Below are 25,310 nucleotides of genomic sequence, written 5' to 3'. Positions count from 1 at the left end.
GCGTAAATGTAATTTATTGGTGCGTACTGGAACCTCCCTACGAGATCGCAGGGAGATGAGGAAGAGATTAACGGTCGCGCTGGACGGCGATGTGCGCGAGGCCGATTAGCGCATCACGCCATGGGCTGTCGGGAATGACCTGAATTGCGGCGATGGCTTTGTCTGCTTCTTCTTCAGCACGCTGACGCGTCCATTCAAGGGAACCACAGATGGCCATTGTTTCCAGTACCGGTTCCAGAAGATGGCGACCATTTCCCTGCTCGATAGCCTCCCGGATCATTTTCGCCTGCTCTGGTGTGCCATTGCGCATCGCGTGGAGCAGCGGCAGCGTTGGCTTGCCTTCGTTCAGGTCATCGCCAACGTTTTTACCGAGCGTTTCGCCATCCGCGCTGTAGTCCAGCAAATCATCAATCAGCTGGAACGCGGTGCCGAGGTAACGGCCGTAGTCCTGAAGCCCTTTTTCCTGAGCTTCGCTACAGCCTGCCAGAATGCCGGAGCACTGCGCGGCGGCTTCAAACAGACGTGCGGTCTTGCTGTAAATCACCCGCATATAGTTTTCTTCGGTGATATCCGGGTCGTTGACATTCATCAACTGTAGGACTTCGCCTTCAGCGATAACATTTACGGCTTCTGACATCACTTCCAGCACCTTCAGCGAGCCAAGGCTGGTCATCATCTGGAAGGCTCGGGTATAGATAAAATCCCCTACCAGAACGCTTGCCGCATTACCAAACGCGGCATTGGCGGTGGCTTTGCCACGACGCATGTCTGATTCATCCACAACATCGTCATGAAGCAGGGTGGCGGTGTGGATAAATTCGATCAGCGCCGCGATCGTGACGTGGGCATTTCCCTGATAGCCAACCGCGCGTGCGGCCAGAATGGCAATCATCGGACGAATACGTTTACCGCCGCCGCTGACGATGTAATAGCCCAACTGATTGATCAGCTGAACGTCAGAGTTGAGTTGCTCCAGGATTGCTGCATTCACACCCGCCATATCTTGCGCGGTTAACTCATTGATTTTTTCTAAATTCATCGCAAAAGCCGGGCTTTTTATCCTGTTTATCCCACACGAGATGGGTACACAAAGGGTTTCGGTTTATAAATAGTATTGCTGATTGTACTGAAAAAATGGCTCAGATAAACGTTACCGTACGTGTTGTGTTTTTTTTCTTCATGTATTGATGGTAGCACTTGTCAAAGGCTCGCGTTTTGCGTAATATTCGCGCCCTATTGTGAATATTTATAGCGCACTCTGAATCATACGAGGATGTGCGCGGAAGCGGAGTTTATATGTACGCGGTTTTCCAAAGTGGTGGTAAACAACACCGAGTAAGCGAAGGTCAGACCGTTCGCCTGGAAAAGCTGGACATCGCAACTGGCGAATCTGTTGAGTTCGCTGAAGTTCTGATGATCGCAAACGGTGAAGAAGTCAAAATCGGCGTTCCTTTCGTTGATGGCGGCGTTATCAAAGCTGAAGTTGTTGCTCACGGTCGTGGCGAGAAAGTTAAAATCGTTAAGTTTCGTCGTCGTAAACACTATCGTAAGCAGCAGGGCCACCGTCAGTGGTTCACTGATGTGAAAATTACTGGCATCAGCGCCTAAGACCTGAGGAGAGATTTAAATGGCACATAAAAAGGCTGGCGGCTCCACACGTAACGGTCGCGATTCAGAAGCTAAACGCCTGGGCGTTAAGCGTTTCGGTGGCGAATCCGTTCTGGCGGGTAGCATCATCGTTCGTCAGCGTGGCACCAAGTTCCACGCGGGTACCAACGTAGGTTGCGGTCGTGACCACACTCTGTTTGCTAAAGCAGACGGTAAAGTGAAATTTGAAGTTAAAGGCCCGAACAACCGTAAATACATCAGCATCGTTGCTGAGTAAGGTTTTCTCGGTCCGGTAACGGATTAAAGCCCCGCAACGTGTTGCGGGGCTTTTTACATTGGAAACCCGGAAAATTTTCTGTAGGGAAAACGGGCATGAAGCAGCAGGCCGGCATTGGTATTCTTTTGGCGCTCACTACCGCGATGTGCTGGGGTGCACTGCCAATTGCAATGAAGCAGGTACTGGAAGTGATGGAACCGCCCACGGTGGTGTTTTATCGCTTCCTGATGGCAAGTATAGGCCTGGGCGCCATTCTGGCCGTCAAAGGTAAGCTGCCACCGCTGCGCATCTTCCGAAAACCGCGCTGGCTGGTGTTACTGGCTATCGCGACGGGCGGTCTGTTCGGTAACTTCATTCTGTTCAGCTCTTCCCTGCAATATCTTAGCCCTACAGCGTCGCAGGTGATTGGTCAGCTATCACCGGTCGGCATGATGGTCGCCAGCGTATTCATCCTCAAGGAGAAGATGCGCGGTACGCAGATCATCGGGGCAAGCATGTTGCTTTGCGGTCTGGTGATGTTCTTTAACACCAGTCTGATCGAGATTTTTACCCGCCTGACGGATTACACCTGGGGTGTCATTTTTGGGGTGGGTGCAGCAACGGTCTGGGTGAGTTATGGCGTCGCGCAAAAGGTGTTATTGCGTCGACTTGCCTCACAGCAGATCCTCTTTTTGCTGTACACTTTGTGTACACTGGCATTATTGCCGTTAGCTAAGCCGGGGGTGATTACCCAGCTCAGCGACTGGCAACTGGCGTGCCTCATTTTTTGTGGGCTGAACACGCTGGTCGGTTATGGCGCGCTGGCTGAAGCCATGGCGCGCTGGCAGGCAGCACAGGTGAGCGCCTTAATCACGCTTACCCCGCTGTTTACGCTGTTATTTTCAGATTTGTTATCAATGGCCTGGCCCGATGTCTTCGTCAAGCCGATGCTCAACCTGTTGGGTTATCTCGGTGCGTTTGTCGTGGTTGCGGGCGCGATGTATTCCGCCATTGGTCATCGTCTCTGGGGGCGTTGGCGCAAAAATGAAGCGGTTGTAATAGTCCCCCGCTCAGGCGAATGAGTTACGGAGAGTAAAATGAAGTTTGTTGATGAAGCGACGATTCTGGTCGTGGCAGGTGATGGCGGTAACGGTTGTGTAAGCTTCCGCCGTGAAAAATATATTCCTCGTGGCGGTCCTGACGGCGGTGACGGTGGGGACGGTGGCGACGTGTGGCTGGAGGCGGATGAAAACCTCAACACGCTGATCGACTACCGTTTCGAAAAATCTTTCCGCGCCGAACGTGGGCAGAATGGCCAGAGCCGCGACTGTACCGGTAAACGCGGTAAAGACGTGACGATCAAAGTGCCGGTAGGTACGCGTGTCATCGATCAGGGCACGGGCGAAACCATGGGTGATATGACCAAACACGGTCAGCGCCTGATGGTGGCGAAAGGCGGCTGGCACGGTCTGGGTAACAGCCGTTTCAAATCTTCCGTTAACCGTACCCCGCGTCAGAAAACCATGGGTACCCCGGGTGATAAGCGCGACCTGCAACTGGAACTGATGCTGCTGGCGGATGTGGGGATGCTGGGTATGCCAAACGCCGGTAAATCGACGTTTATCCGTGCGGTCTCTGCGGCGAAACCAAAAGTGGCGGATTATCCGTTTACGACGCTGGTACCGAGCCTGGGCGTTGTCCGTATGGATAACGAGAAGAGCTTCGTGGTCGCTGACATCCCGGGTCTGATTGAAGGGGCAGCAGAAGGCGCCGGTCTGGGGATTCGCTTCCTGAAGCACCTTGAGCGTTGTCGCGTACTGTTGCACCTCATCGACATCGATCCAATCGACGGTTCCGATCCGGTTGAAAACGCCCGTATCATTATCGGTGAGCTGGAGAAATACAGTGAAAAACTGGCGCAAAAACCGCGCTGGCTGGTATTTAACAAGATCGACCTGATGGATAAAGCGGAAGCTGAAGCGAAATCTAAAGCGATTGCCGAAGCGATGGGTTGGGAAGATAAGTACTACCTGATCTCTGCCGCCAGCCAGGTTGGCGTGAAAGATCTCTGCTGGGATGTGATGACCTTTATCATCGAGAATCCGGTTGTTCAGGCAGAAGAGGCGAAACAGCCTGAAAAAGTCGAATTCATGTGGGATGACTACCACCGCCAGCAGCTCGAAGAGCTGGAAGCGGAAGAAGATGATGAAGACTGGGACGATGACTGGGATGAAGACGACGAAGAAGGCGTCGAGTTCATCTACAAGCACTAACCTCAGTATAAAGCCCCTTAACGGGGCTTTTTTTTTATCCTATTTTCGCCGGTAACCAACAGCTGGCGATGAGGCCGCCCGCAGCGCCGTTCTCCAGCGTTAAATAGCCATGATGGAGCTGTACGATACGCTGTACGATGCTCAGCCCAAGGCCGCTGCCGCCGTATCGCTGGTCGAGACGTCGGAAAGGTTCGGTGATCGACTGGCGGTGTGCCTCATCAATACCCGGCCCCTGATCGGTAACGCTCACCCGGGTACCGCTCTCCGTCGCTGTTAATGCCACTTCAATGGTTGTGCCTGCCGGGCTGTAGCGGGCGGCATTCTCCAGAAGGTTCCTTAGCATCAGACGTAACAGGACGGCGTCCCCCTGAACCGTCAGCGCGCTGTGGGCCGGCCATATCACCGTATGCTCTTTGGCTTCATGCTCCAGGCTAAGCGGAGCAATGATCGTCTCAGTCCAGTTCACGGTATCGTAATGGCCGCTGGCCATCGCCTGTCCGGCACGCGCCAGCATCAGCAGCTGTTCCACCGTGTGCATCAACTGATCGATCCGGTTTATCAGTGGTGTGGCCTGCGGGGAACCGGACTGAGCCATCAGTTCCAGATGGAGCCTGATCCCCGCAAGCGGCGTACGTAACTCGTGTGCCGCATCGGCGGTAAACAGGCGTTCCTGTTGAATAGTGTGATCCAGCCGGGCGAGGAGTTGATTGAGCGATGTGGTCACAGCGCCTATCTCTTCCATATCAGAATACATCGGCAGGGGAGTCAGATTATCCGCCGAACGGTTCGCAAGGCTGACGCGAAGTTTGTTGAGTGGTCGGGTGATCCAGGTGACGGCCCAGAATGAGAAGAACAGGGTAAAACCGACCATCACCAGAGAAGGGACCAGCAGGGAGGCAATGGCTTCGCGGATCTCTTTTTCGACATGGTTGTTGCGCGCTTTCGCAGACAACGTTTCATTCACCAGAAAACCGATTTGCTCGCGGCTCTCATGCCACAGCCAGACTACGCTAACCAGTTGAAAAAATAGCAGTATAACCGCCAGCAACACCATTAATCGCCGGCGCATACTGTTCATTTCTGGCTCTCCAGACGGTAACCCACGCCACGTACGGTTTTGATGCGATCTTTACCGAGCTTGCGGCGCAGATTATGAATGTGAACTTCAAGCGTGTTTGATCCTGGATCGTCCTGCCAGGAGTAGATGTCCTGTTGCAGCGTTTCACGGTGCACGGTCTGCCCGCTGCGCATGATCAGACGCGTCAGCAGAGCGAACTCTTTTGGGGTCACTTCCACAGGCTGAGACTGGCGCAGCACCTGCTGAGTTTGCAGATTGAGGGTGATATCCCCGTCCGTCAGCATGTTGTCGCTGTGGCCCTGATAGCGGCGGATTAACGCCCGTACGCGAGCCTGTAGCTCGGCAAGGGCGAAGGGTTTTACCAGATAATCGTCAGCGCCAGAATCCAGCCCGTTAATTCTGTCTTCAATGGCATCGCGGGCGGTGAGAATCAATACGGGATTCTCCACTCCGCGACGACGCCACTGGCAGAGCAGCGTCGCGCCGTCTTTATCCGGCAGTCCCAAATCCAGGATCACAAGGCTGTATTCTCCGCTCTGGATCAAGGCATCTACTTCAGCCGCCGTGGCGGCACAATCCAGGGCGTAGCCCTCATTCCCCAGCGCCAGCGCTAACCCTTCCTGTAATAACAGATCGTCTTCAACTATCAGTAGTTTCATCGCTAGTTATTCTGGTAGATGTCCTTATAGAGCCTGCTTTCGAAACGCACCAGTGGAATACGACGATTGCGCTGGTCAGCCGGTTCGACGGCATAGCCGGACAGATACTGCACAAAGGCCATGCGTTGCCCGCTGGCTGTCGTGATAAAACCGGCAAGGTTGTAAACGCCCTGCAGGGAACCCGTTTTGGCTGACACTTTGCCATCCACGCCTGCAGCGTGAAGGCCCGCACGGTACTGAAGTGACCCATCGTGTCCGGCGAGCGGCAGCATTGTAATAAAGTTTAGCTCAGCGTCATGCTGAGCGATGTACTGCAACACCTGCATCATGGTGGCCGGTGAGATCAGGTTATGGCGCGATAAACCGGAACCGTCGACAGCGATCGTATTGCCCAGATCGATACCCGCCTGCTGGCGCAGGATCTGACGTACGGCATCAGAACCGGCCCGCCAGGTTCCTGGCACACCAAAGCGCGCGTGCCCGATCATACGGAACACCGTGTCGGCAATCATGTTATCCGACTTTTTCAGCATAATCTTAAGCAAATCATGCAGTGGCGCGGACTGTTTGCTGGCAATCACCGTGCCTGGTTCATTCACCTGCGTCTGGCGCAGCAGCGTTCCGGTGTAGGTTATGCCCGCCTGCTTCAGTTCATCTTTAAAAATGGCACCGGCATAGCCTGCGCCATCCTGAATGGCAAAGGCCAGCGGGAGGGGATCGGCCCGCTGGGTCAGGCAGCCGGTGAGCGTATAGCGATTGAGATCGCCCGGTACCACGTCGAGCTCACAATACTGCGCCTCCGGGGAGCCTTTCGCCAGCGTCCGCACCTGGCTGAACATCGTGACCGGGTAGTAAGACGCCACGCGGATAAACGCTAAGTCATTGGGTTTTGGCGCGCTGTAAAGCGATACGGAGAAGCAGTTACGGTCAACGATGGCGGCGGCTGGCGGGGCGCTAAAGCACTGCGTCATGTCGTTCCATGGCCAGCCAGGCGCTTTATCGTGGCTGGCGAAAATGGAGGTGTCGATCAGCACGTTGCCATCAATTTTTGTTACGCCGGATTTTTTCAGTACCGCCACCATGTTGCGGACATCCTGGCGCTTAAAGGTGGGATCGCCACCAAAACGGGCGATAAGATCGCCTTTCAGTTCGCCACCCTCAACGTTACCTCTGGTTTCAAGGGTGGTAGTAAAACGGAAGTCAGGCCCGAGCTGGAGCAGGGCGGCGAGGGCAGTGATCACCTTCTGGGTACTGGCAGGCAGCGCCATCTGTTGACTGTGATAGTCAATCTCGGGAGCCTGCGCGCCAACCTTCTGCACCATCAGGGCAAGGTTCGCGCCGGCGGGCAGTTGATTAATGTACTCATCAACATTCGCGGCCTGAACGGTGAACGTTATACTGGTAGTCAATCCGATGATAAAACTGGAAAATCGCATAATCTCGCGCTAACAACCCGAAAACAAACCGTCATACTACGGTGCATGGCACTGTAAAGTAAACGATGACCCATAGTGAACTTCGCGGTAAAATGCGTATCAAATTGAAAAATTGCTGCTGACCTGGGGCGTTGCTCCCGGGTCGGTTTTCTTTTTGCTTCTGGCCTGTTCAGGTGGGCTGGAGCAGGGAACACTGCTCCCAACAGGAATGTTTAAGAGGTATAACAAATGCAAGCTATTCCGATGACCTTACGTGGTGCCGAAAAACTGCGCGAAGAGCTGGATTTTCTGAAATCCGTACGTCGCCCTGAAATCATCGCCGCTATCGCGGATGCGCGTGAGCATGGCGACCTGAAAGAGAATGCTGAATACCACGCGGCGCGTGAGCAGCAGGGTTTCTGCGAGGGGCGCATCAAAGATATCGAAGCGAAACTGTCCAACGCGCAGGTTATCGATATCACTAAAATGCCAAACAACGGTCGCGTGATCTTTGGCTCTACCGTCACCGTCCTGAATCTGGACAACGACGAAGAGCAAACCTATCGCATCGTGGGTGATGATGAAGCGGACTTCAAACAGAACCTGATTTCGGTGAACTCCCCGATTGCTCGCGGCCTGATTGGCAAAGAGCAGGATGATGTTGTGATTATCCGCACCCCGGGTGGCGAAGTGGAATACGAAATTATTAAGGTTGAATACCTGTAATTCGCTTCTCTTCTAAGATGTTGATACATTGTAAAGAAAAGAAAAAGGCCGCATAGCGGCCTTTTATCAACTCAAGGAGCATGGCATTTTGCTCGCCTGCTGAAAGAAATCCCTCGTTTCACACAGAAAATGTGTTTGATTCAGGATATCCTTAACGTGGCAGCGAGATTTTGCGCTCTTTAGATGGGCGATAGAGCACCAGCGTTTTACCGATGACCTGTACATTACAGGCGCCGGTTTCGCGCACGATGGCTTCCACGATCAGGTTTTTAGTGTCTCTGTCTTCAGAGGCGATTTTCACCTTGATCAGCTCGTGGTGTTCCAGCGCTTGTTCAATCTCGGCAAGCACCCCTTCGGTCAAACCATTGTTGCCAAGCATCACTACAGGCTTGAGCGGATGTGCCAGACCTTTAAGGTGCTGTTTTTGTTTAGTACTCAGATTCATCGTATATTTTTGCTTACGTTGGGATTGAAAACGGTTCATTCTACCGCCATCTCCCTAATATCGCCAAATAGCTGCGTAGAAATTTACGTCACAGGCAAGTAACGATGAACCAGGACGGAAATGTTAAATGACAGGTAAAAAGCGTTCTGCCAGCTCCAGCCGCTGGCTTCAGGAACACTTTAGCGATAAATATGTTCAACAGGCGCAGAAAAAGGGGTTACGTTCCCGCGCCTGGTTTAAACTTGATGAAATACAGCAAAGTGACAAACTTTTTAAACCGGGAATGACGGTGGTCGACCTCGGTGCGGCACCTGGCGGATGGTCCCAGTATGCGGTTACGCAGATCGGCGGAACGGGCCGAATCATCGCATGCGATCTTTTACCAATGGATCCCATCGTCGGTGTCGACTTCCTTCAGGGCGACTTTCGTGATGAATTAGTGCTTAAAGCATTACTTGATCGTGTAGGTGACAGTAAGGTCCAGGTTGTCATGTCGGATATGGCACCAAATATGTGTGGAACACCGGCGGTGGATATCCCCCGCGCCATGTATCTGGTGGAACTAGCGTTAGAAATGTGTCGTGATGTACTAGCGCCTGGTGGTAGTTTTGTTGTGAAGGTGTTTCAGGGCGAAGGTTTCGAGGAGTATCTTAAGGAAATTCGCTCCCTGTTTGCGAAGGTCAAAGTTCGTAAGCCGGACTCTTCCCGGGCCCGTTCCCGTGAAGTGTATATTGTAGCGACCGGGCGAAAATGATAACCGGTAGATTTCAGGCGAAAGTTTGAATGAAACTGGATATAGAGTATCCTGACGCTGTTTTTAACACAGTTGTAATATGAGGTTAATCCCTTGAGTGACATGGCGAAAAACCTAATACTCTGGCTGGTCATTGCCGTTGTGCTGATGTCAGTTTTCCAGAGCTTTGGGCCCAGCGAGTCGAATGGCCGCAAGGTGGATTATTCTACCTTCCTGCAAGAGGTCAATCAGGACCAGGTTCGCGAAGCGCGTATCAACGGACGTGAGATCAACGTTACCAAGAAAGATAGTAACCGTTACACGACTTACATCCCGGTGAACGATCCTAAGCTGCTTGATAACCTTCTGACCAAAAACGTCAAAGTGGTAGGCGAGCCGCCGGAAGAACCAAGCCTGTTGGCTTCTATCTTCATTTCCTGGTTCCCGATGCTGCTTCTTATCGGTGTCTGGATCTTCTTTATGCGCCAGATGCAGGGCGGTGGTGGCAAAGGTGCCATGTCGTTCGGTAAGAGCAAGGCGCGTATGCTGACGGAAGACCAGATCAAGACCACCTTTGCTGACGTAGCAGGTTGTGACGAAGCAAAAGAAGAGGTGGGTGAACTGGTTGAATACCTGCGCGAGCCGAGCCGTTTCCAGAAACTGGGCGGTAAGATCCCGAAAGGCGTCCTGATGGTCGGCCCTCCGGGTACCGGTAAAACCCTGCTGGCAAAAGCCATCGCGGGTGAAGCGAAGGTCCCGTTCTTTACTATTTCAGGTTCTGACTTCGTTGAAATGTTCGTCGGTGTCGGTGCATCTCGTGTGCGTGACATGTTCGAGCAGGCTAAGAAGGCAGCACCGTGCATCATCTTCATCGATGAAATTGACGCCGTTGGCCGCCAGCGTGGCGCAGGCCTGGGCGGTGGTCACGATGAACGTGAGCAGACCCTGAACCAGATGCTGGTTGAAATGGACGGCTTTGAAGGCAACGAAGGTATCATCGTTATCGCGGCAACTAACCGTCCAGACGTACTCGACCCTGCGCTGCTGCGTCCAGGCCGTTTCGACCGTCAGGTTGTGGTCGGTCTGCCGGATGTTCGTGGTCGTGAACAGATCCTGAAAGTGCATATGCGTCGCGTACCGCTGGCACCAGATATCGACGCGGCAATCATCGCGCGTGGTACTCCAGGCTTCTCCGGTGCGGATCTGGCTAACCTGGTCAACGAGGCAGCACTGTTTGCCGCTCGCGGTAACAAGCGTGTAGTGTCCATGGTGGAATTTGAGAAAGCGAAAGACAAAATCATGATGGGTGCGGAACGTCGCTCCATGGTGATGACGGAAGCGCAGAAAGAGTCCACGGCATATCACGAAGCGGGCCACGCGATTATCGGTCGTCTGGTGCCGGAACACGATCCGGTACACAAGGTGACGATCATTCCACGCGGTCGTGCGTTGGGTGTGACCTTCTTCCTGCCTGAAGGCGACGCGATCAGCGCCAGCCGTCAGAAGCTGGAAAGTCAGATTTCAACCCTGTACGGCGGTCGTCTGGCAGAAGAGATCATCTACGGTGCGGAACATGTTTCCACCGGTGCGTCGAACGATATTAAAGTGGCGACAAACCTGGCACGTAACATGGTGACCCAGTGGGGCTTCTCCGACAAACTCGGTCCGCTGCTCTATGCAGAAGAAGAGGGCGAAGTATTCCTGGGCCGCTCCGTGGCAAAAGCGAAACATATGTCCGATGAAACGGCTCGTATCATCGACCAGGAAGTGAAAGCGCTGATTGAGCGTAACTACGCTCGCGCCCGTCAGATCCTGAATGACAATATGGACATCCTGCATTCGATGAAAGATGCGCTCATGAAATATGAGACCATCGATGCGCCGCAGATTGACGACCTGATGGCTCGCCGCGAAGTGCGTCCGCCAGCAGGCTGGGAAGACCCAGGCGCGTCTAACAATTCTGACAACAATGGCACCCCGCGTGCACCGCGTCCGGTCGATGAACCGCGTACGCCAAACCCGGGCAACACCATGTCAGAGCAGTTGGGCGACAAGTAAGTCACTGCTGTTGAAGCGTTTGTCTGTACATCAAACCCTGGAGCGTGCTCCGGGGTTTTTCTTTTTTATATAACCATGCAAATAACAGGGATTTAGCCATGAAACTCTTCGCCCAGGACTCGCATCTCGACCTTTCACATCCGCATGTGATGGGGATCCTGAATGTCACGCCTGATTCCTTCTCTGACGGCGGCACGCATAACTCGCTTATCGACGCGGTTAAACACGCGAATTTAATGATCAACGCGGGTGCCACCATCATTGACGTTGGAGGGGAGTCAACGCGGCCTGGCGCGGCGGAGGTTTCGGTGGAAGAAGAGCTGGCGCGCGTGGTGCCGGTGGTGGAGGCTATCGCCCGGCGCTTTGAAGTGTGGATCTCCGTTGATACCTCCAAACCCGAAGTGATCCGTGAAGTGGCGAGAGTGGGCGCTCACATTATCAATGATATCCGCTCGCTGACCGAGCCGGGCGCAATTGAAGCCGCCGCTGAAACCGGGCTACCGGTGTGTCTGATGCATATGCAGGGCCAGCCTAAGACAATGCAGGAGGCGCCAAAATATGAAGATGTGTTTGCCGACGTCACCCGCTTCTTTATTGAGCATATCGAACGCTGTGAACGTGCGGGTATCGCAAAAGAGAAATTGCTGCTCGACCCGGGCTTCGGTTTCGGTAAAAATCTCTCACACAATTACGCGTTGCTTGCGCGCTTATCAGAGTTTCATCAGTTCGGCCTGCCACTGCTGGTGGGAATGTCGAGAAAATCGATGATTGGTCAGTTGTTGAATGTCGGGCCGAACGAACGTCTGAGCGGCAGTCTGGCCTGCGCGGTGATTGCCGCGATGCAAGGTGCACACATCATTCGCGTCCATGACGTAAAAGAAACAGTAGAAGCCATGCGTGTGGTGGAAGCCACACTGGCAGCGAAGGAAAACAAACGCTATGAGTAATCGTAAATATTTTGGTACCGATGGCATCCGTGGGCGCGTAGGCGATGCGCCAATTACCCCTGACTTTGTCCTGAAGCTGGGCTGGGCGGCGGGTAAGGTACTGGCGCGTCATGGCTCCCGTAAGATCATTATTGGTAAAGATACCCGTATTTCGGGTTATATGCTGGAGTCCGCGCTGGAAGCCGGGCTGGCGGCGGCGGGGCTTTCAGCTTCCTTTACGGGGCCAATGCCGACCCCTGCTGTTGCCTATCTGACTCGTACCTTCCGTGCGGAAGCGGGCATCGTCATTTCAGCTTCTCATAATCCGTTCTATGACAACGGTATCAAATTCTTCTCCATCGACGGCACTAAACTGCCGGATGACGTGGAAGAGGCGATTGAAGCGGAAATGGAGAAAGAGATCACCTGTGTCGACTCCGCTGAGTTGGGTAAAGCCAACCGTATTGTCGATGCCGCAGGCCGCTACATTGAATTCTGCAAAGGCACGTTCCCGAATGAACTGAGCCTGGCACACCTCAAAATTGTGGTGGACTGTGCAAACGGTGCGACCTATCACATTGCGCCAAATGTTTTCCGCGAGCTGGGCGCGAAAGTGATCACCATCGGCTGCGAGCCGGACGGTCTGAACATCAATGAAGAAGTCGGCGCGACAGACGTGCGTGCCTTGCAGGCGCGTGTACTGGCTGAAAAAGCCGATCTGGGTATTGCCCTGGATGGCGATGGCGACCGTGTGATCATGGTTGACCACGAAGGTAACAAGGTCGACGGGGATCAGATCCTCTACATCATTGCGCGTGAAGGCCTGCGTCAGGGGCAACTGCGCGGTGGCGCGGTGGGCACGCTGATGAGCAATATGGGTCTGGAGCTGGCGCTGAAACAGCTGGGCATCCCGTTTGTTCGCGCGAAAGTGGGTGACCGCTACGTGCTGGAAAAACTTCAGGAAAAAGGCTGGCGCATTGGCGCGGAAAACTCCGGCCACGTGATCCTGCTCGATAAAACCACCACCGGTGACGGCATTGTGGCGGCGCTTCAGGTTGTTGCCGCGATGGCGCGTAACCATATGAGCCTGCACGATCTGTGCAGCGGCATGAAAATGTTCCCGCAGATCCTGGTGAACGTGCGTTTCACCGCTGGTAAAGGCGACCCGCTGGAAAATGATAACGTGAAAGCGGTGATGGCAGAGGTGGAAGCGACGCTTGGCAGCCGTGGACGCGTCCTGCTGCGTAAGTCGGGTACCGAGCCGCTGATCCGCGTGATGGTGGAAGGTGAAGACGAAGCGCAGGTAACTGAATTTGCGCACCGCATTGCGGATGCAGTGAAAGCTGCATAATCTTTCAGAATAAGTGTTTAAAAAGGCGGCGTTTGCCGCCTTTGTTTTAAGCAATTAATGGCTTTTTGCTGTTTTTTTCCGCAGTTGATACAATGCCTCGAAAATGCCCTTGCGAAGGTGATTCGCTTTGGTTAGTATTCACACCCGCTTCAGTGGGAAACAAAATCCTGCTAATTGGTCGAAGCATTGGTATGCGGCAAATCCGCAAGGAACAGGTTGATTATGTACGAAGCTCTTTTAGTTATTTTCCTTATTGTAGCCATCGCTCTCGTAGCGCTGATTATGCTGCAGCAAGGTAAAGGCGCTGATATGGGAGCCTCCTTCGGAGCAGGCGCTTCCGGTACGCTGTTCGGTTCAAGTGGTTCTGCGAACTTCATGACCCGTACGACGGCGATTCTGGCTACGCTGTTCTTCATCATCAGTCTGGTGCTGGGCAATATCAACAGCAACAAGACCAGTAAAGGAAGCGAGTGGGAAAATCTGAGCGCGCCAGCAAAAACTGAGCAAACTCAGCCAGCTGCACCGGCTAAGCCAACCAGCGATATCCCGCAGTAAGTATTCAGTACCGAGGTGGTGGAATTGGTAGACACGCTACCTTGAGGTGGTAGTGCCCTAACGGGCTTGTGGGTTCGAGTCCCATCCTCGGTACCAATATTCCAGAAGAAAGACGTCGCAAGACGTCTTTTTTTTCGTCTGTACATTCTGTGTTTCCGATCTATTGTAGGGCGGGTAAGCGCAGCGCCGCCCGCCGTTTTGCCCGGCGGCGCTGCGCTTACCGGGCCTACGAAGACCACAAAAAAGGCGCCCATTGGGCGCCTTTTGCATGTCTTGCTGTCGATTACTTCTTATCGCTGTGTTCCAGGTTCTCAACCTGCGGCAGACCATTACCGGAATTCGCGGAGAGCAGGCCATTCTCAACATAGTTGAACAGCTTCTCACGGGTATCGGTGATGTCCAGGTTACGCATGGTCAGCTGGCCAATACGATCGTCCGGAGAGAATACTGACTCACCTTTCTCCATGGTCAGACGCTCTGCTTTATAGGTCAGGTTGTCAGACACGGTATTGAGGATGGAGTAATCATTGCCGCGACGCAGTTCCAGCGTCACTTCGCCGGTGATTGCGCTCGCCACCCAACGTTGCAGGGCGTCACGCAGCATCAGCGCCTGTGGATCAAACCAGCGACCCTGATACAGCAGTTTGCCCAGCTGACGGCCATGAGCGTGATACTGCTCAATGGTGTCTTCGTTGTGAATACCGGTCAGCAGACGCTCGTAAGCGATGTGCAGCAGCGCCATCCCCGGAGCTTCGTAAATGCCACGGCTTTTCGCTTCGATGATACGGTTTTCGATCTGATCGCTCATACCCAGACCGTGACGACCGCCGATGCGGTTTGCTTCCAGCATCAGTTCAACATCGTCTGAGAAGGTTTTACCGTTCAGGGCAACCGGATGACCGCGTTCGAAACGCACGGTCACTTCTTCCGCCGGGATCTTCACGTTCTCATCCCAGAATTTTACGCCCATGATCGGGTTAACAATTTTTACGCTGGAGTTCAGGAATTCCAGGTCTTTCGCTTCGTGCGTCGCACCCAGCATGTTGGAGTCGGTTGAGTAGGCTTTCTCAACGGACATCTTATAGTCAAAGCCGCAGGCAATCATAAACTCAGACATTTCATGACGGCCACCCAGTTCGTCGATGAAGTCGGTATCCAGCCACGGTTTGTAGATCTGCAACTCGGCGTTGGTCAGCAGACCGTAACGATAGAAACGTTCAATATCGTTGCCTTTATAGGTACTGCCATCACCCCAGATGTTCACGCCATCTTCTTTCATGGCTGCGACCAGCATGGTGCCGGTGACAGCACGACCCAGCGGAGTGGTATTAAAATAGGTCAGGCCGCCGGTAGTGTTATGAAAAGCACCGCACTGGATAGCGGCAATGCCTTCAGCGACCAGTTGCTTACGGCAGTCAATCAGACGTGCGTTCTCTGCGCCATACTCCATGGCACGACGAGGGATCGCGTCATAATCTTCCTCGTCCGGCTGACCCAGGTTCGCAGTATATGCATACGGAACCGCTCCCTTCTGGCGCATCCACAGCAGTGCAGCGCTGGTATCCAGGCCGCCTGAGAAAGCGATGCCAATACGTTGTCCTACCGGAAGATGCTTGAGAATCGTCGTCATAGAATAAAACCCTGCTTGATTGACTGATTAGAGACCGCTTTCGCTCTCTTGTGCATTTTTATGCAAAATAAGTGAGTATTCATTTAATCATCTTTTGTCGAAGACCGAAAGAGACTCGTGCGTTTTTTGTAAAAAATTTGGTCTGTTCTGTCTGGCAGAAGCTGGGTTGACAGGTGGGGTCAACTATCAATATACTAAACGCCGATTTTACGTCCCGTCTTCGGTACCAAATCCCAGCATTATTTGCAAATTCTGTCCAAAACGCGTAGAATTTGCCACGTTTCAGGCGCGGGGTGGAGCAGCCTGGTAGCTCGTCGGGCTCATAACCCGAAGGTCGTCGGTTCAAATCCGGCCCCCGCAACCACTTTCCTATAAAGTTCTTTTTCAAATATACTGTGAAGACTTAGAGCCTTCGTAGCTGGATTTGAAAAAATTCTTTCGGAAAGTGCTCCAGGCCACAGTTGTGGCTATAGGGTTCAGTTATCTAAAGCCCCGATTTATCGGGGTTTTTTGTTATCTGACTACAGAATAACTGGGCTTTACGCCCTTTTTTTATGTCTTGGGGGTGGGCTTGTCCACATTAGAGCAAAAATTAACAGAGATGATTACTGCACCGGTCGAAGCACTGGGCTACGAACTGGTCGGCATCGAATTCGTTCGCGGCCGCACATCGACGCTGCGCATCTATATTGATAGTGAAGATGGCATCAATGTTGATGATTGTGCTGATGTCAGCCACCAGGTGAGTGCGGTTCTTGATGTTGAAGATCCGATTACCGTTGCGTACAACCTGGAAGTTTCCTCACCTGGCCTCGATCGTCCGATGTTTACGGCCGAGCACTATGTGCGCTTTACCGGTGAAGAAGTGGCTCTCGTTCTGCGTATGGCCGTACAGAACCGCCGTAAATGGCAGGGAATTATCAAAGCCGTTGATGGTGAAATGATCACGGTGACAGTCGAAGGCAAAGATGAAGTGTTCGCGCTGAGTAATATCCAGAAGGCGAACCTGGTTCCCCACTTTTAACAGTCTGGATTGAGGTGAAAAGCCCGCGATGAACAAAGAAATTTTGGCTGTTGTTGAAGCCGTCTCCAACGAGAAATCACTGCCGCGTGAGAAGATTTTCGAAGCGCTGGAAAGTGCACTGGCTACAGCAACCAAGAAAAAATACGAACAAGAGATCGATGTTCGCGTAGAAATCGATCGTAAAAGCGGTGACTTCGATACATTCCGTCGTTGGGTAATCGTTGAAGAAGTGACCCAACCGACCAAAGAGATCACCCTGGAAGCGGCACGTTTTGAAGACGAAAGTCTGAACGTGGGTGACTACGTTGAAGATCAGATTGAATCTGTCACCTTCGACCGTATCACCACCCAGACCGCGAAGCAGGTTATCGTGCAGAAAGTTCGCGAAGCCGAGCGCGCGCTGGTTGTCGATCAGTTCCGCGATCAGGAAGGCGAAATCATCACTGGCGTGGTGAAGAAAGTGAACCGCGATAACATCTCTCTGGAGATCAAATCCGAAGGGCTGCCGGGTAACGCTGAAGCTGTTATCCTGCGTGAAGACATGCTGCCGCGTGAAAACTTCCGCCCAGGCGACCGTATTCGTGGTGTGCTGTATGCCGTACGTCCTGAAGCACGTGGTGCACAGCTGTTCGTGACGCGTTCTAAACCAGAAATGCTGGTTGAACTGTTCCGTATCGAAGTGCCGGAAATCGGCGAAGAAGTTATCGAAATCAAAGCGGCGGCCCGCGATCCGGGTTCCCGTGCGAAAATTGCGGTGAAAACCAACGACAAGCGTATCGACCCGGTCGGTGCTTGCGTCGGTATGCGTGGCGCACGTGTTCAGGCGGTTTCTACCGAACTGGGCGGCGAGCGTATTGATATCGTTCTGTGGGACGACAATCCGGCGCAGTTCGTGATCAACGCAATGGCACCGGCTGATGTGGCGTCTATCGTTGTTGACGAAGACAAACACACCATGGATATCGCTGTAGAAGCGGGCAACCTGGCGCAGGCGATTGGCCGTAACGGTCAGAACGTACGTCTGGCGTCACAGCTGAGCGGCTGGGAACTCAACGTGATGACCGTTGATGACCTTCAGGCCAAGCATCAGGCTGAAGCCCACGCGGCGATCGATACCTTCACCAAATACCTGGACATTGACGAAGACTTCGCCACTGTGCTGGTTGAAGAAGGTTTCTCTACGCTGGAAGAACTGGCCTACGTGCCAATGAAAGAGCTGCTGGAAATTGACGGTCTGGATGAACCAACCGTTGAAGCCCTGCGTGAACGCGCTAAAAACGCACTGACCACCCTGGCGCTGGCTCAGGAAGAAAGCCTTGGCGATAAGAAGCCGGCTGATGACCTGCTGAATCTGGAAGGTCTTGATCGTGCGATTGCGTTCAAGCTGGCTGCCCGTGGTGTTTGTACGCTGGAAGATCTCGCTGAGCAAGGCGTTGATGACCTGGCTGATATCGAAGGTTTAACCGACGAGAAAGCCGGCGAACTCATCATGGCCGCACGTAATATTTGCTGGTTCGGCGACGAAGCGTAATAAACTGTAGCAGGAAGGAACAGCATGACTGATGTAACTGTAAAATCGCTGGCTGCTGAGATTCAGACCTCCGTGGACCGCCTGGTACAGCAATTTGCTGATGCAGGGATCCCGAAGGCCGCTGATGACTCGGTGACCGCGCAAGAAAAACAAACCTTGTTAGCGCACCTGAACCGTGAACACGGCTCTACGCCTGACAAGTTAACGCTGCAGCGCAAAACGCGTAGCACGTTGAACATCCCTGGTACCGGTGGCAAAAGCAAATCGGTACAAATTGAAGTCCGCAAGACGCGCACCTTTGTAAAACGTGATCCGCAAGAGGCAGAACGCCTTGCTGCGGAAGAGCAGGCACAGCGTGAAGCGGAAGAACAAGCTCAGCGTGAGGCAGAAGCCACTGCCAAACGCGAAGCAGAATTAAAAGCTGAACGTGAGGCCGCAGAAAAAGCGAAACGCGACGCCGGTGAAAAAGCGAAGCGTGACGCTGCGGAAAAAGACAAAGTGAGCAATCAACAGACCGACGAAATGACCAAAACTGCCCAGGCTGAAAAAGCCCGCCGTGAAAATGAAGCTGCCGAGCTGAAGCGTAAAGCGGAAGAAGAAGCCCGCCGCAAGCTTGAAGAAGAAGCTCGCCGCGTCGCCGAAGAAGCGCGTCGCATGGCAGAAGAAAACGAGAAGAACGGTGTGAATACCGCTGAACCAACTGAAGACAACAGCGATTATCACGTAACCACTTCTCAGCATGCGCGCCAGGCAGAAGACGATAACGACCGTGAAGTTGAAGGTGGTCGTGGCCGTACTCGCAGTACAAAAGCGGCGCGTCCTGCGAAAAAAGGTAACAAGCACGCTGAATCTAAAGCTGACCGTGAAGAAGCACGTGCAGCGGTTCGCGGTGGTAAAGGCGGTAAGCGTAAAGGTTCCGCTCTGCAGCAGGGCTTCCAGAAGCCAGCTCAGGCCGTTAACCGTGACGTTGTGATCGGCGAAACCATCACCGTTGGCGAACTGGCTAACAAGATGGCGGTGAAAGGCTCTCAGGTCATCAAAGCGATGATGAAGCTGGGCGCAATGGCCACCATCAACCAGGTCATCGACCAGGAAACCGCACAGCTGGTTGCCGAGGAGATGGGCCACAAAGTTATCCTGCGTCGTGAAAACGAGCTGGAAGAAGCAGTAATGAGCGACCGTGATACGGGCGCAGCGGCTGAACCGCGCGCACCGGTTGTGACCATCATGGGTCACGTTGACCACGGTAAAACCTCTCTGCTTGACTACATTCGTTCTACTAAGGTTGCCTCCGGCGAAGCGGGTGGTATTACCCAGCACATCGGTGCTTACCACGTAGAAACCGAAAACGGCATGATCACCTTCCTGGATACCCCAGGCCACGCAGCGTTTACCTCAATGCGTGCTCGTGGTGCTCAGGCAACGGATATCGTTGTTCTGGTTGTTGCTGCCGATGATGGCGTGATGCCACAGACCATTGAAGCTATCCAGCACGCGAAAGCGGCGCAGGTGCCTTTGGTTGTTGCAGTCAACAAAATCGATAAGCCAGAAGCCGATATGGATCGCGTTAAGAACGAACTGTCACAGTACGGCGTTATGCCGGAAGAGTGGGGCGGTGAAGCGCAGTTCATCCCTGTATCTGCAAAAGCAGGTACCGGTATCGACGACCTGCTGAACGCTATCCTGCTTCAGGCTGAAGTTCTGGAGCTGAAAGCGGTTCGTAAAGGTATGGCGAGCGGCGCGGTAATCGAATCCTTCCTGGATAAAGGTCGTGGTCCGGTTGCAACCGTTCTGGTTCGCGAAGGTACTCTGCACAAGGGCGACATCGTTCTGTGTGGTTTCGAATACGGTCGCGTTCGTGCGATGCGTAACGAACTGGGTCAGGAAGTGCTGGAAGCGGGTCCGTCCATCCCAGTGGAAATCCTCGGCCTGTCCGGTGTTCCGGCTGCCGGTGACGAAGTAACCGTGGTACGTGACGAGAAGAAAGCACGTGAAGTGGCGCTGTATCGTCAGGGTAAATTCCGTGAGGTGAAACTGGCTCGCCAGCAGAAATCTAAACTCGAGAACATGTTCGCCAACATGACTGAAGGCGAAGTTCACGAAGTGAACATCGTTCTGAAAGCGGACGTACAGGGTTCTGTGGAAGCGATCTCCGACTCCTTGCTGAAACTGTCTACCGACGAAGTGAAAGTGAAGATCATCGGTTCTGGCGTAGGTGGTATCACCGAAACCGACGCAACCCTGGCAGCCGCGTCCAACGCTATCCTGGTTGGCTTCAACGTTCGTGCTGACGCATCTGCGCGTAAAGTTATCGATGCTGAAAGCCTGGATCTGCGTTACTACTCCGTCATCTATAACCTGATTGACGAAGTGAAAGCAGCGATGAGCGGCATGCTGTCTCCTGAGCTGAAACAGCAGATCATCGGTCTGGCTGAAGTACGTGACGTGTTCAAATCACCGAAATTCGGTGCGATCGCGGGCTGTATGGTTACCGAAGGGACCATTAAGCGTCACAACCCAATCCGCGTACTGCGCGACAACGTGGTTATCTACGAAGGTGAGCTGGAATCCCTGCGCCGCTTCAAAGATGACGTTAACGAAGTTCGTAACGGCATGGAATGTGGTATCGGTGTTAAGAACTACAACGACGTTCGCGTTGGCGATATGATCGAAGTGTTCGAGATCATCGAAATTCAGCGTACCATCGCGTAATCTTCGTCAACTGAAGATTAATTAGCGTAGGCCGGGTAAGCGAAGCGCCACCCGGCAGTAATTTTAAAAAGGGGCTTAAGCCCCTTTTTTGTCTGGAGAATTTATTATGGCGAAAGAATTTGGTCGCCCACAGCGCGTCGCGCAGGAGATGCAGAAAGAGATCGCTCTCATTCTGCAACGTGAAATCAAAGATCCACGCGTGGGGATGATGACCACCGTGTCTGGCGTGGAAATGTCCCGCGACCTGGCGTACGCCAAAGTGTTTGTGACATTCCTGAATGACCAGGATGAAGACGCCGTGAAGAACGGCATTAAAGCGCTGCAGGAAGCCTCTGGTTTCATCCGCTCTCTGCTTGGCAAAGCGATGCGTCTGCGTATTGTGCCGGAGCTGACCTTCTTCTACGACAACTCGCTGGTTGAGGGTATGCGTATGTCCAACCTGGTGACCAGCGTGGTGAAACATGACGATGAGCGTCGTGTTAACCCGGCGGACGACAGCAAGGAGGACTGATGAGTCGTCCTCGTCGTCGCGGTCGTGACGTGCATGGCGTGCTGTTGCTGGATAAACCACAGGGCGCATCCAGCAACGACGTGCTGCAAAAAGTAAAGCGTATTTATAACGCCAATCGCGCGGGGCACACCGGTGCGCTGGATCCGCTGGCAACCGGGATGCTCCCGATCTGCCTGGGTGAAGCGACAAAGTTTTCCCAGTATCTGCTGGATTCCGATAAGCGCTACCGCGTGATTGCCAAACTGGGCCAGCGCACGGACACTTCCGATGCGGATGGTCAGGTCGTTGAAGAGCGTCCGGTAACCTTCAGCGCAGAGCAACTTGATGCGGCGCTGGAGAGCTTCCGGGGCGACACAATGCAGGTGCCGTCGATGTATTCGGCGTTGAAATATCAGGGCAAGAAGCTTTACGAATATGCGCGTCAGGGCATTGACGTTCCGCGTGAAGCCCGTCCGATTACCGTGTATGAGCTGTTGTTCATTCGCCACGAAGGTGATGAGCTGGAGCTGGAAGTGCACTGCTCGAAAGGGACCTACATCCGCACCATCATTGACGACCTCGGTGAAAAGCTGGGCTGCGGCGCGCATGTGATTTATCTGCGTCGTCTGGCGGTCAGCAAGTATCCGGTCGAACGTATGGTAACGCTTGAGCATCTGCACGCCCTGGCTGAACAGGCGCAAGCGCAGGGAATTGCGCCGGCAGATCTGCTGGATCCGCTGCTGATGCCAATGGACAGTCCGGCAGCAGATTTCCCGGTTGTTAATCTTCCTTTAACATCGTCCGTTTACTTTAAGAACGGAAACCCGGTCCGCACAACGGGGGCGCCGCTTGAGGGCCTGGTCCGTGTGACGGAAGGGGAGGAAGGCAAGTTTATCGGGATGGGCGAAATGGACGGTGAAGGGCGCGTTGCCCCGCGTCGTCTGGTCGTCGAATACCCGGTCGAAGCGTGACGGTGATAACGCCTCACCTTGCGATAAGCAGGGGAGACGAGTAGAATATCGCCGCTTAACGCCTGGTAAATTGTTTAACAATCTGCGGGGCGTACATGGGATAGCTGAATTAGAGATCGGCATCCTTACATTCTTTATACTTTGGAGTTTGAAAATGTCTCTAAGCGTTGAAGCTAAAGCTAAAATCGTTTCTGAGTTTGGTCGTGGTACTAACGACAGCGGTTCTACCGAAGTTCAGGTTGCACTGCTGACTGCACAGATTAACCACCTGCAGGGTCACTTTGCAGAGCACAAAAAAGATCACCACAGCCGTCGTGGTCTGCTGCGTATGGTTTCTCAGCGTCGTAAACTGCTCGACTACCTGAAGCGTAAAGATGTTGCACGCTACACCGCGCTGATCGAGCGTCTGGGTCTGCGTCGCTAATTCTTGCGAGTTTCAGAAAAGGGGGCCTGATGGCCCCTTTTTTCAACCAGACGGCAGCAATTCAGGGGAAACTATTGTATTGTTGCTATAAATGATCTTCATTGCAGAGGTTCGCGCGGCTAATGAGAGGCTTCACCCATGGGGGTGTCGGTTGTCATTAGTCGCGAGGATGCGAAGAAGGTCGGGTTAAATCGTCAGCACACCTGAGGTGTGCTTTCAAACATTTAAGAAAGGACAGAATTTTGCTGAATCCGATCGTTCGTAAATTCCAGTATGGTCAGCATACCGTCACGCTGGAAACCGGCATGATGGCTCGTCAGGCTACTGCTGCCGTAATGGTAAGCATGGATGACACTGCTGTATTCGTTACCGTAGTTGGCCAGAAAAAAGCTAAACCAGGTCAGGACTTCTTCCCACTGACCGTGAACTACCAGGAGCGTACCTACGCTGCCGGTAAAATCCCGGGTGGCTTCTTCCGTCGTGAAGGCCGTCCAAGCGAAGGCGAAACCCTGATCGCGCGTCTGATTGACCGCCCGGTTCGTCCGCTGTTCCCGGAAGGTTTCGTCAATGAAGTGCAGGTTATCGCAACCGTTGTTTCCGTTAACCCACAGGTTAACCCGGACATCGTAGCGATGATCGGTGCGTCTGCTGCCCTGTCACTGTCTGGTATCCCATTCAATGGCCCAATCGGTGCCGCGCGCGTCGGTTACATCAACGACCAGTATGTGCTGAACCCAACTCAGGAAGAGCTGAAAGAGAGTAAGCTGGACCTGGTTGTTGCCGGTACTGAAGCAGCAGTTCTGATGGTTGAATCTGAAGCAGAACTGCTGAGTGAAGACCAGATGCTGGGCGCAGTGGTCTTCGGCCACGACCAGCAGCAGATTGTTATCCAGAACATCAACGACCTGGTGAAAGAAGCCGGTAAACCACGTTGGGACTGGCAGCCAGAAGCGGTAAACGACGCGCTGAACGCACGCGTAGCTGCACTGGCAGAATCTCGTCTGAGCGATGCATATCGCATTACAGACAAACAGGAGCGTTATGCTCAGGTTGACGTGATCAAAGATGAAACCATCGCAACCCTGATCGCGGAAGACGAAACGCTGGACGCTAACGAGCTGAGCGAAATCCTGCACGCTATTGAGAAAAACGTTGTTCGTAGTCGCGTACTGGCAGGCGAGCCGCGTATTGATGGCCGTGAAAAGGACATGATCCGTGGTCTGGATGTGCGTACTGGCGTGCTGCCACGTACTCACGGTTCCGCGCTGTTCACCCGTGGTGAAACCCAGGCGCTGGTTACCGCTACCCTGGGTACTGCACGTGACGCACAGAACATCGATGAACTGATGGGCGAGCGCACTGACAGCTTCCTGTTCCACTACAACTTCCCTCCGTACTCTGTGGGCGAGACCGGTATGGTTGGCTCACCGAAGCGTCGTGAAATTGGTCACGGTCGTCTGGCGAAGCGCGGCGTGCTGGCAGTAATGCCAGAAGCAGACAAATTCCCGTACACCGTACGTGTCGTGTCTGAAATCACTGAATCCAACGGTTCTTCTTCCATGGCTTCCGTGTGTGGTGCCTCTCTGGCGCTGATGGATGCAGGCGTGCCGATCAAAGCCGCCGTTGCGGGTATCGCAATGGGTCTGGTGAAAGAAGGCGACAACTTCGTTGTTCTGTCTGACATTCTGGGTGACGAAGACCACCTGGGTGATATGGACTTCAAAGTGGCGGGTTCCCGCGACGGTATCTCTGCCCTGCAGATGGATATCAAAATTGAAGGTATCACTAAAGAGATCATGCAGGTTGCTCTGAACCAGGCTAAAGGTGCGCGTCTGCACATCCTGGGCGTGATGGAACAGGCTATCAACGCACCACGCGGTGATATCTCTGAATTCGCTCCGCGTATTCACACCATCAAGATCAATCCAGACAAGATCAAAGATGTTATCGGTAAGGGCGGTTCTGTTATCCGTGCACTGACCGAAGAAACGGGCACCACCATCGAAATCGAAGATGACGGTACTGTGAAAATCGCAGCAACCGACGGTGAGAAAGCGAAATATGCTATCCGCCGTATCGAAGAGATTACAGCTGAAATCGAAGTGGGCCGTATCTACAATGGTAAAGTGACCCGTATCGTTGACTTTGGCGCATTCGTTGCCATCGGTGGCGGTAAAGAAGGTCTGGTACATATCTCTCAGATCGCTGACAAGCGCGTTGAGAAAGTGACCGATTACCTGCAAATGGGTCAGGAAGTACCGGTGAAAGTTCTGGAAGTTGACCGCCAGGGCCGTATCCGTCTGAGCATTAAAGAAGCAACCGAGCAGTCTCAGCCTGCTGCGGCGCCGGAAGCTCCGGCTGCCGAACAGCAAGGCGAGTAAGGTTGCCATTTGCCCTCCGCGCAGGCGGAGGGCTTATTATCAGGCAGGACGCCTTGTTAAGCCG

General features: G+C 53.4%; 23 protein-coding genes and 2 tRNA genes. 19 read left to right on the top strand and 6 right to left on the bottom strand.

Features of this window, described 5'->3' with window-relative positions; genetic code table 11:
* Positions 1-67: 67 nt before the first annotated feature.
* Positions 68-1,039 carry an octaprenyl diphosphate synthase gene (gene ispB, locus ACQG2Q_RS22780; protein ID WP_006812126.1) on the bottom strand — a complete coding sequence of 324 codons (972 nt, stop codon included), beginning with the start codon at positions 1,037-1,039 and terminating at the stop codon, positions 68-70.
* Between the two features lie 257 nt (positions 1,040-1,296).
* Here ispB and rplU point away from each other — a divergent pair, with 257 nt between their 5' ends.
* The 4 genes from rplU to cgtA all read left to right on the top strand — a co-directional run bounded on the left by rplU (position 1,297) and on the right by cgtA (position 4,137).
* Positions 1,297-1,608: a 50S ribosomal protein L21 gene (gene rplU, locus ACQG2Q_RS22775; RefSeq protein WP_003025032.1), complete on the top strand. Its 312-nt coding sequence runs from the start codon at positions 1,297-1,299 to the stop codon at positions 1,606-1,608.
* 19 nt (positions 1,609-1,627) lie between these two features.
* Positions 1,628-1,885: a 50S ribosomal protein L27 gene (gene rpmA / locus ACQG2Q_RS22770; protein WP_003861831.1), complete on the top strand. Its 258-nt coding sequence runs from the start codon at positions 1,628-1,630 to the stop codon at positions 1,883-1,885.
* A gap of 95 nt (positions 1,886-1,980) precedes the next feature.
* Positions 1,981-2,946: a DMT family transporter gene (locus ACQG2Q_RS22765; protein ID WP_003861826.1), complete on the top strand. Its 966-nt coding sequence runs from the start codon at positions 1,981-1,983 to the stop codon at positions 2,944-2,946.
* 15 nt (positions 2,947-2,961) lie between these two features.
* Positions 2,962-4,137 carry an Obg family GTPase CgtA gene (cgtA, locus tag ACQG2Q_RS22760; RefSeq protein ID WP_063849787.1) on the top strand — a complete coding sequence of 392 codons (1,176 nt, stop codon included), beginning with the start codon at positions 2,962-2,964 and terminating at the stop codon, positions 4,135-4,137.
* Positions 4,138-4,171: 34 nt separating this feature from the next.
* On the opposite strand, the gene pmrB is transcribed toward cgtA, so the two are convergent.
* Genes pmrB through dacB form a run of 3 tightly spaced genes read right to left on the bottom strand, consistent with a single transcriptional unit; the run spans position 4,172 to position 7,310 of the window.
* Positions 4,172-5,215: a two-component system sensor histidine kinase PmrB gene (gene pmrB / locus ACQG2Q_RS22755; protein ID WP_063152483.1), complete on the bottom strand. Its 1,044-nt coding sequence runs from the start codon at positions 5,213-5,215 to the stop codon at positions 4,172-4,174.
* A complete protein-coding gene (gene pmrA / locus ACQG2Q_RS22750) occupies positions 5,212-5,874 on the bottom strand; it encodes a two-component system response regulator PmrA (RefSeq protein WP_426759267.1) in 663 nt (220 codons plus the stop codon). Before pmrA ends, pmrB begins: the two co-directional genes overlap by 4 nt.
* Positions 5,875-5,876: 2 nt before the next feature.
* Positions 5,877-7,310: a serine-type D-Ala-D-Ala carboxypeptidase gene (gene dacB, locus ACQG2Q_RS22745; protein ID WP_003861817.1), complete on the bottom strand. Its 1,434-nt coding sequence runs from the start codon at positions 7,308-7,310 to the stop codon at positions 5,877-5,879.
* 228 nt (positions 7,311-7,538) lie between these two features.
* Between dacB and greA the strand changes: the two genes are divergently transcribed.
* Positions 7,539-8,015: a transcription elongation factor GreA gene (gene greA / locus ACQG2Q_RS22740; RefSeq protein WP_023298719.1), complete on the top strand. Its 477-nt coding sequence runs from the start codon at positions 7,539-7,541 to the stop codon at positions 8,013-8,015.
* Positions 8,016-8,166: 151 nt separating this feature from the next.
* Here greA and yhbY read toward each other — a convergent pair whose 3' ends face one another.
* Positions 8,167-8,460: a ribosome assembly RNA-binding protein YhbY gene (yhbY, locus tag ACQG2Q_RS22735; RefSeq protein ID WP_003861814.1), complete on the bottom strand. Its 294-nt coding sequence runs from the start codon at positions 8,458-8,460 to the stop codon at positions 8,167-8,169.
* Positions 8,461-8,587: 127 nt separating this feature from the next.
* On the opposite strand from yhbY, the gene rlmE reads away from it, so the two are divergent.
* The 6 genes from rlmE (at position 8,588) to ACQG2Q_RS22705 (ending at position 14,179) form a co-directional block, all read left to right on the top strand.
* Positions 8,588-9,214 (top strand): 23S rRNA (uridine(2552)-2'-O)-methyltransferase RlmE, encoded by a 627-nt coding sequence (gene rlmE / locus ACQG2Q_RS22730; RefSeq protein WP_003861812.1) that lies wholly within the window; start codon positions 8,588-8,590, stop codon positions 9,212-9,214.
* Between the two features lie 102 nt (positions 9,215-9,316).
* On the top strand, positions 9,317-11,251 hold the full coding sequence (gene ftsH / locus ACQG2Q_RS22725; RefSeq protein ID WP_003861810.1) for an ATP-dependent zinc metalloprotease FtsH: 1,935 nt from the start codon (positions 9,317-9,319) through the stop codon (positions 11,249-11,251).
* A gap of 98 nt (positions 11,252-11,349) precedes the next feature.
* On the top strand, positions 11,350-12,198 hold the full coding sequence (folP, locus tag ACQG2Q_RS22720) for a dihydropteroate synthase (protein WP_022649520.1): 849 nt from the start codon (positions 11,350-11,352) through the stop codon (positions 12,196-12,198).
* Complete coding sequence (gene glmM / locus ACQG2Q_RS22715; protein WP_003861804.1) at positions 12,191-13,528, top strand: phosphoglucosamine mutase; 1,338 nt, start codon at positions 12,191-12,193, stop codon at positions 13,526-13,528. The genes folP and glmM overlap by 8 nt, the downstream gene beginning before the upstream one ends.
* A 222-nt stretch (positions 13,529-13,750) precedes the next feature.
* Positions 13,751-14,083: a preprotein translocase subunit SecG gene (secG, locus tag ACQG2Q_RS22710; protein WP_003861803.1), complete on the top strand. Its 333-nt coding sequence runs from the start codon at positions 13,751-13,753 to the stop codon at positions 14,081-14,083.
* Positions 14,084-14,092: 9 nt separating this feature from the next.
* A tRNA-Leu gene (locus ACQG2Q_RS22705) sits at positions 14,093-14,179 on the top strand.
* A 187-nt stretch (positions 14,180-14,366) separates the two neighbouring features.
* Here ACQG2Q_RS22705 and argG read toward each other — a convergent pair.
* Positions 14,367-15,713 carry an argininosuccinate synthase gene (gene argG, locus ACQG2Q_RS22700; protein WP_022649518.1) on the bottom strand — a complete coding sequence of 449 codons (1,347 nt, stop codon included), beginning with the start codon at positions 15,711-15,713 and terminating at the stop codon, positions 14,367-14,369.
* A 287-nt stretch (positions 15,714-16,000) separates the two neighbouring features.
* Between argG and ACQG2Q_RS22695 the strand changes: the two genes are divergently transcribed.
* From ACQG2Q_RS22695 to pnp, 8 genes are all read left to right on the top strand, one after another.
* Positions 16,001-16,077: transfer RNA gene (locus ACQG2Q_RS22695), tRNA-Met, on the top strand.
* A 207-nt stretch (positions 16,078-16,284) separates the two neighbouring features.
* The gene (gene rimP, locus ACQG2Q_RS22690) at positions 16,285-16,737 is read left to right on the top strand and encodes a ribosome maturation factor RimP (RefSeq protein ID WP_014833432.1); all 453 of its coding nucleotides are present in this window, start codon (positions 16,285-16,287) and stop codon (positions 16,735-16,737) included.
* A gap of 28 nt (positions 16,738-16,765) precedes the next feature.
* Entirely contained in the window at positions 16,766-18,268 is a 1,503-nt protein-coding gene (gene nusA, locus ACQG2Q_RS22685; protein WP_003861798.1) for a transcription termination factor NusA, read from the top strand.
* A 24-nt stretch (positions 18,269-18,292) separates the two neighbouring features.
* The gene (gene infB, locus ACQG2Q_RS22680) at positions 18,293-20,980 is read left to right on the top strand and encodes a translation initiation factor IF-2 (RefSeq protein ID WP_022649517.1); all 2,688 of its coding nucleotides are present in this window, start codon (positions 18,293-18,295) and stop codon (positions 20,978-20,980) included.
* Between the two features lie 106 nt (positions 20,981-21,086).
* Complete coding sequence (rbfA, locus tag ACQG2Q_RS22675) at positions 21,087-21,491, top strand: 30S ribosome-binding factor RbfA (protein ID WP_003861793.1); 405 nt, start codon at positions 21,087-21,089, stop codon at positions 21,489-21,491.
* The gene (gene truB / locus ACQG2Q_RS22670; protein WP_023298718.1) at positions 21,491-22,441 is read left to right on the top strand and encodes a tRNA pseudouridine(55) synthase TruB; all 951 of its coding nucleotides are present in this window, start codon (positions 21,491-21,493) and stop codon (positions 22,439-22,441) included. Before rbfA ends, truB begins: the two co-directional genes overlap by 1 nt.
* Before the next feature lie 154 nt (positions 22,442-22,595).
* Positions 22,596-22,865: a 30S ribosomal protein S15 gene (gene rpsO, locus ACQG2Q_RS22665; RefSeq protein WP_003861789.1), complete on the top strand. Its 270-nt coding sequence runs from the start codon at positions 22,596-22,598 to the stop codon at positions 22,863-22,865.
* A gap of 242 nt (positions 22,866-23,107) precedes the next feature.
* Positions 23,108-25,246 carry a polyribonucleotide nucleotidyltransferase gene (gene pnp, locus ACQG2Q_RS22660; protein WP_022649515.1) on the top strand — a complete coding sequence of 713 codons (2,139 nt, stop codon included), beginning with the start codon at positions 23,108-23,110 and terminating at the stop codon, positions 25,244-25,246.
* Positions 25,247-25,310 lie beyond the last annotated feature (64 nt).

This window comes from Enterobacter cloacae complex sp. 370H10 (assembly GCF_050031535.1).
Lineage (GTDB): Bacteria > Pseudomonadota > Gammaproteobacteria > Enterobacterales > Enterobacteriaceae > Enterobacter > Enterobacter intestinihominis.
The sequence above is the reverse complement of the archived record's forward strand: the minus strand, read 5'-3'. Positions and strand labels throughout refer to the sequence as shown.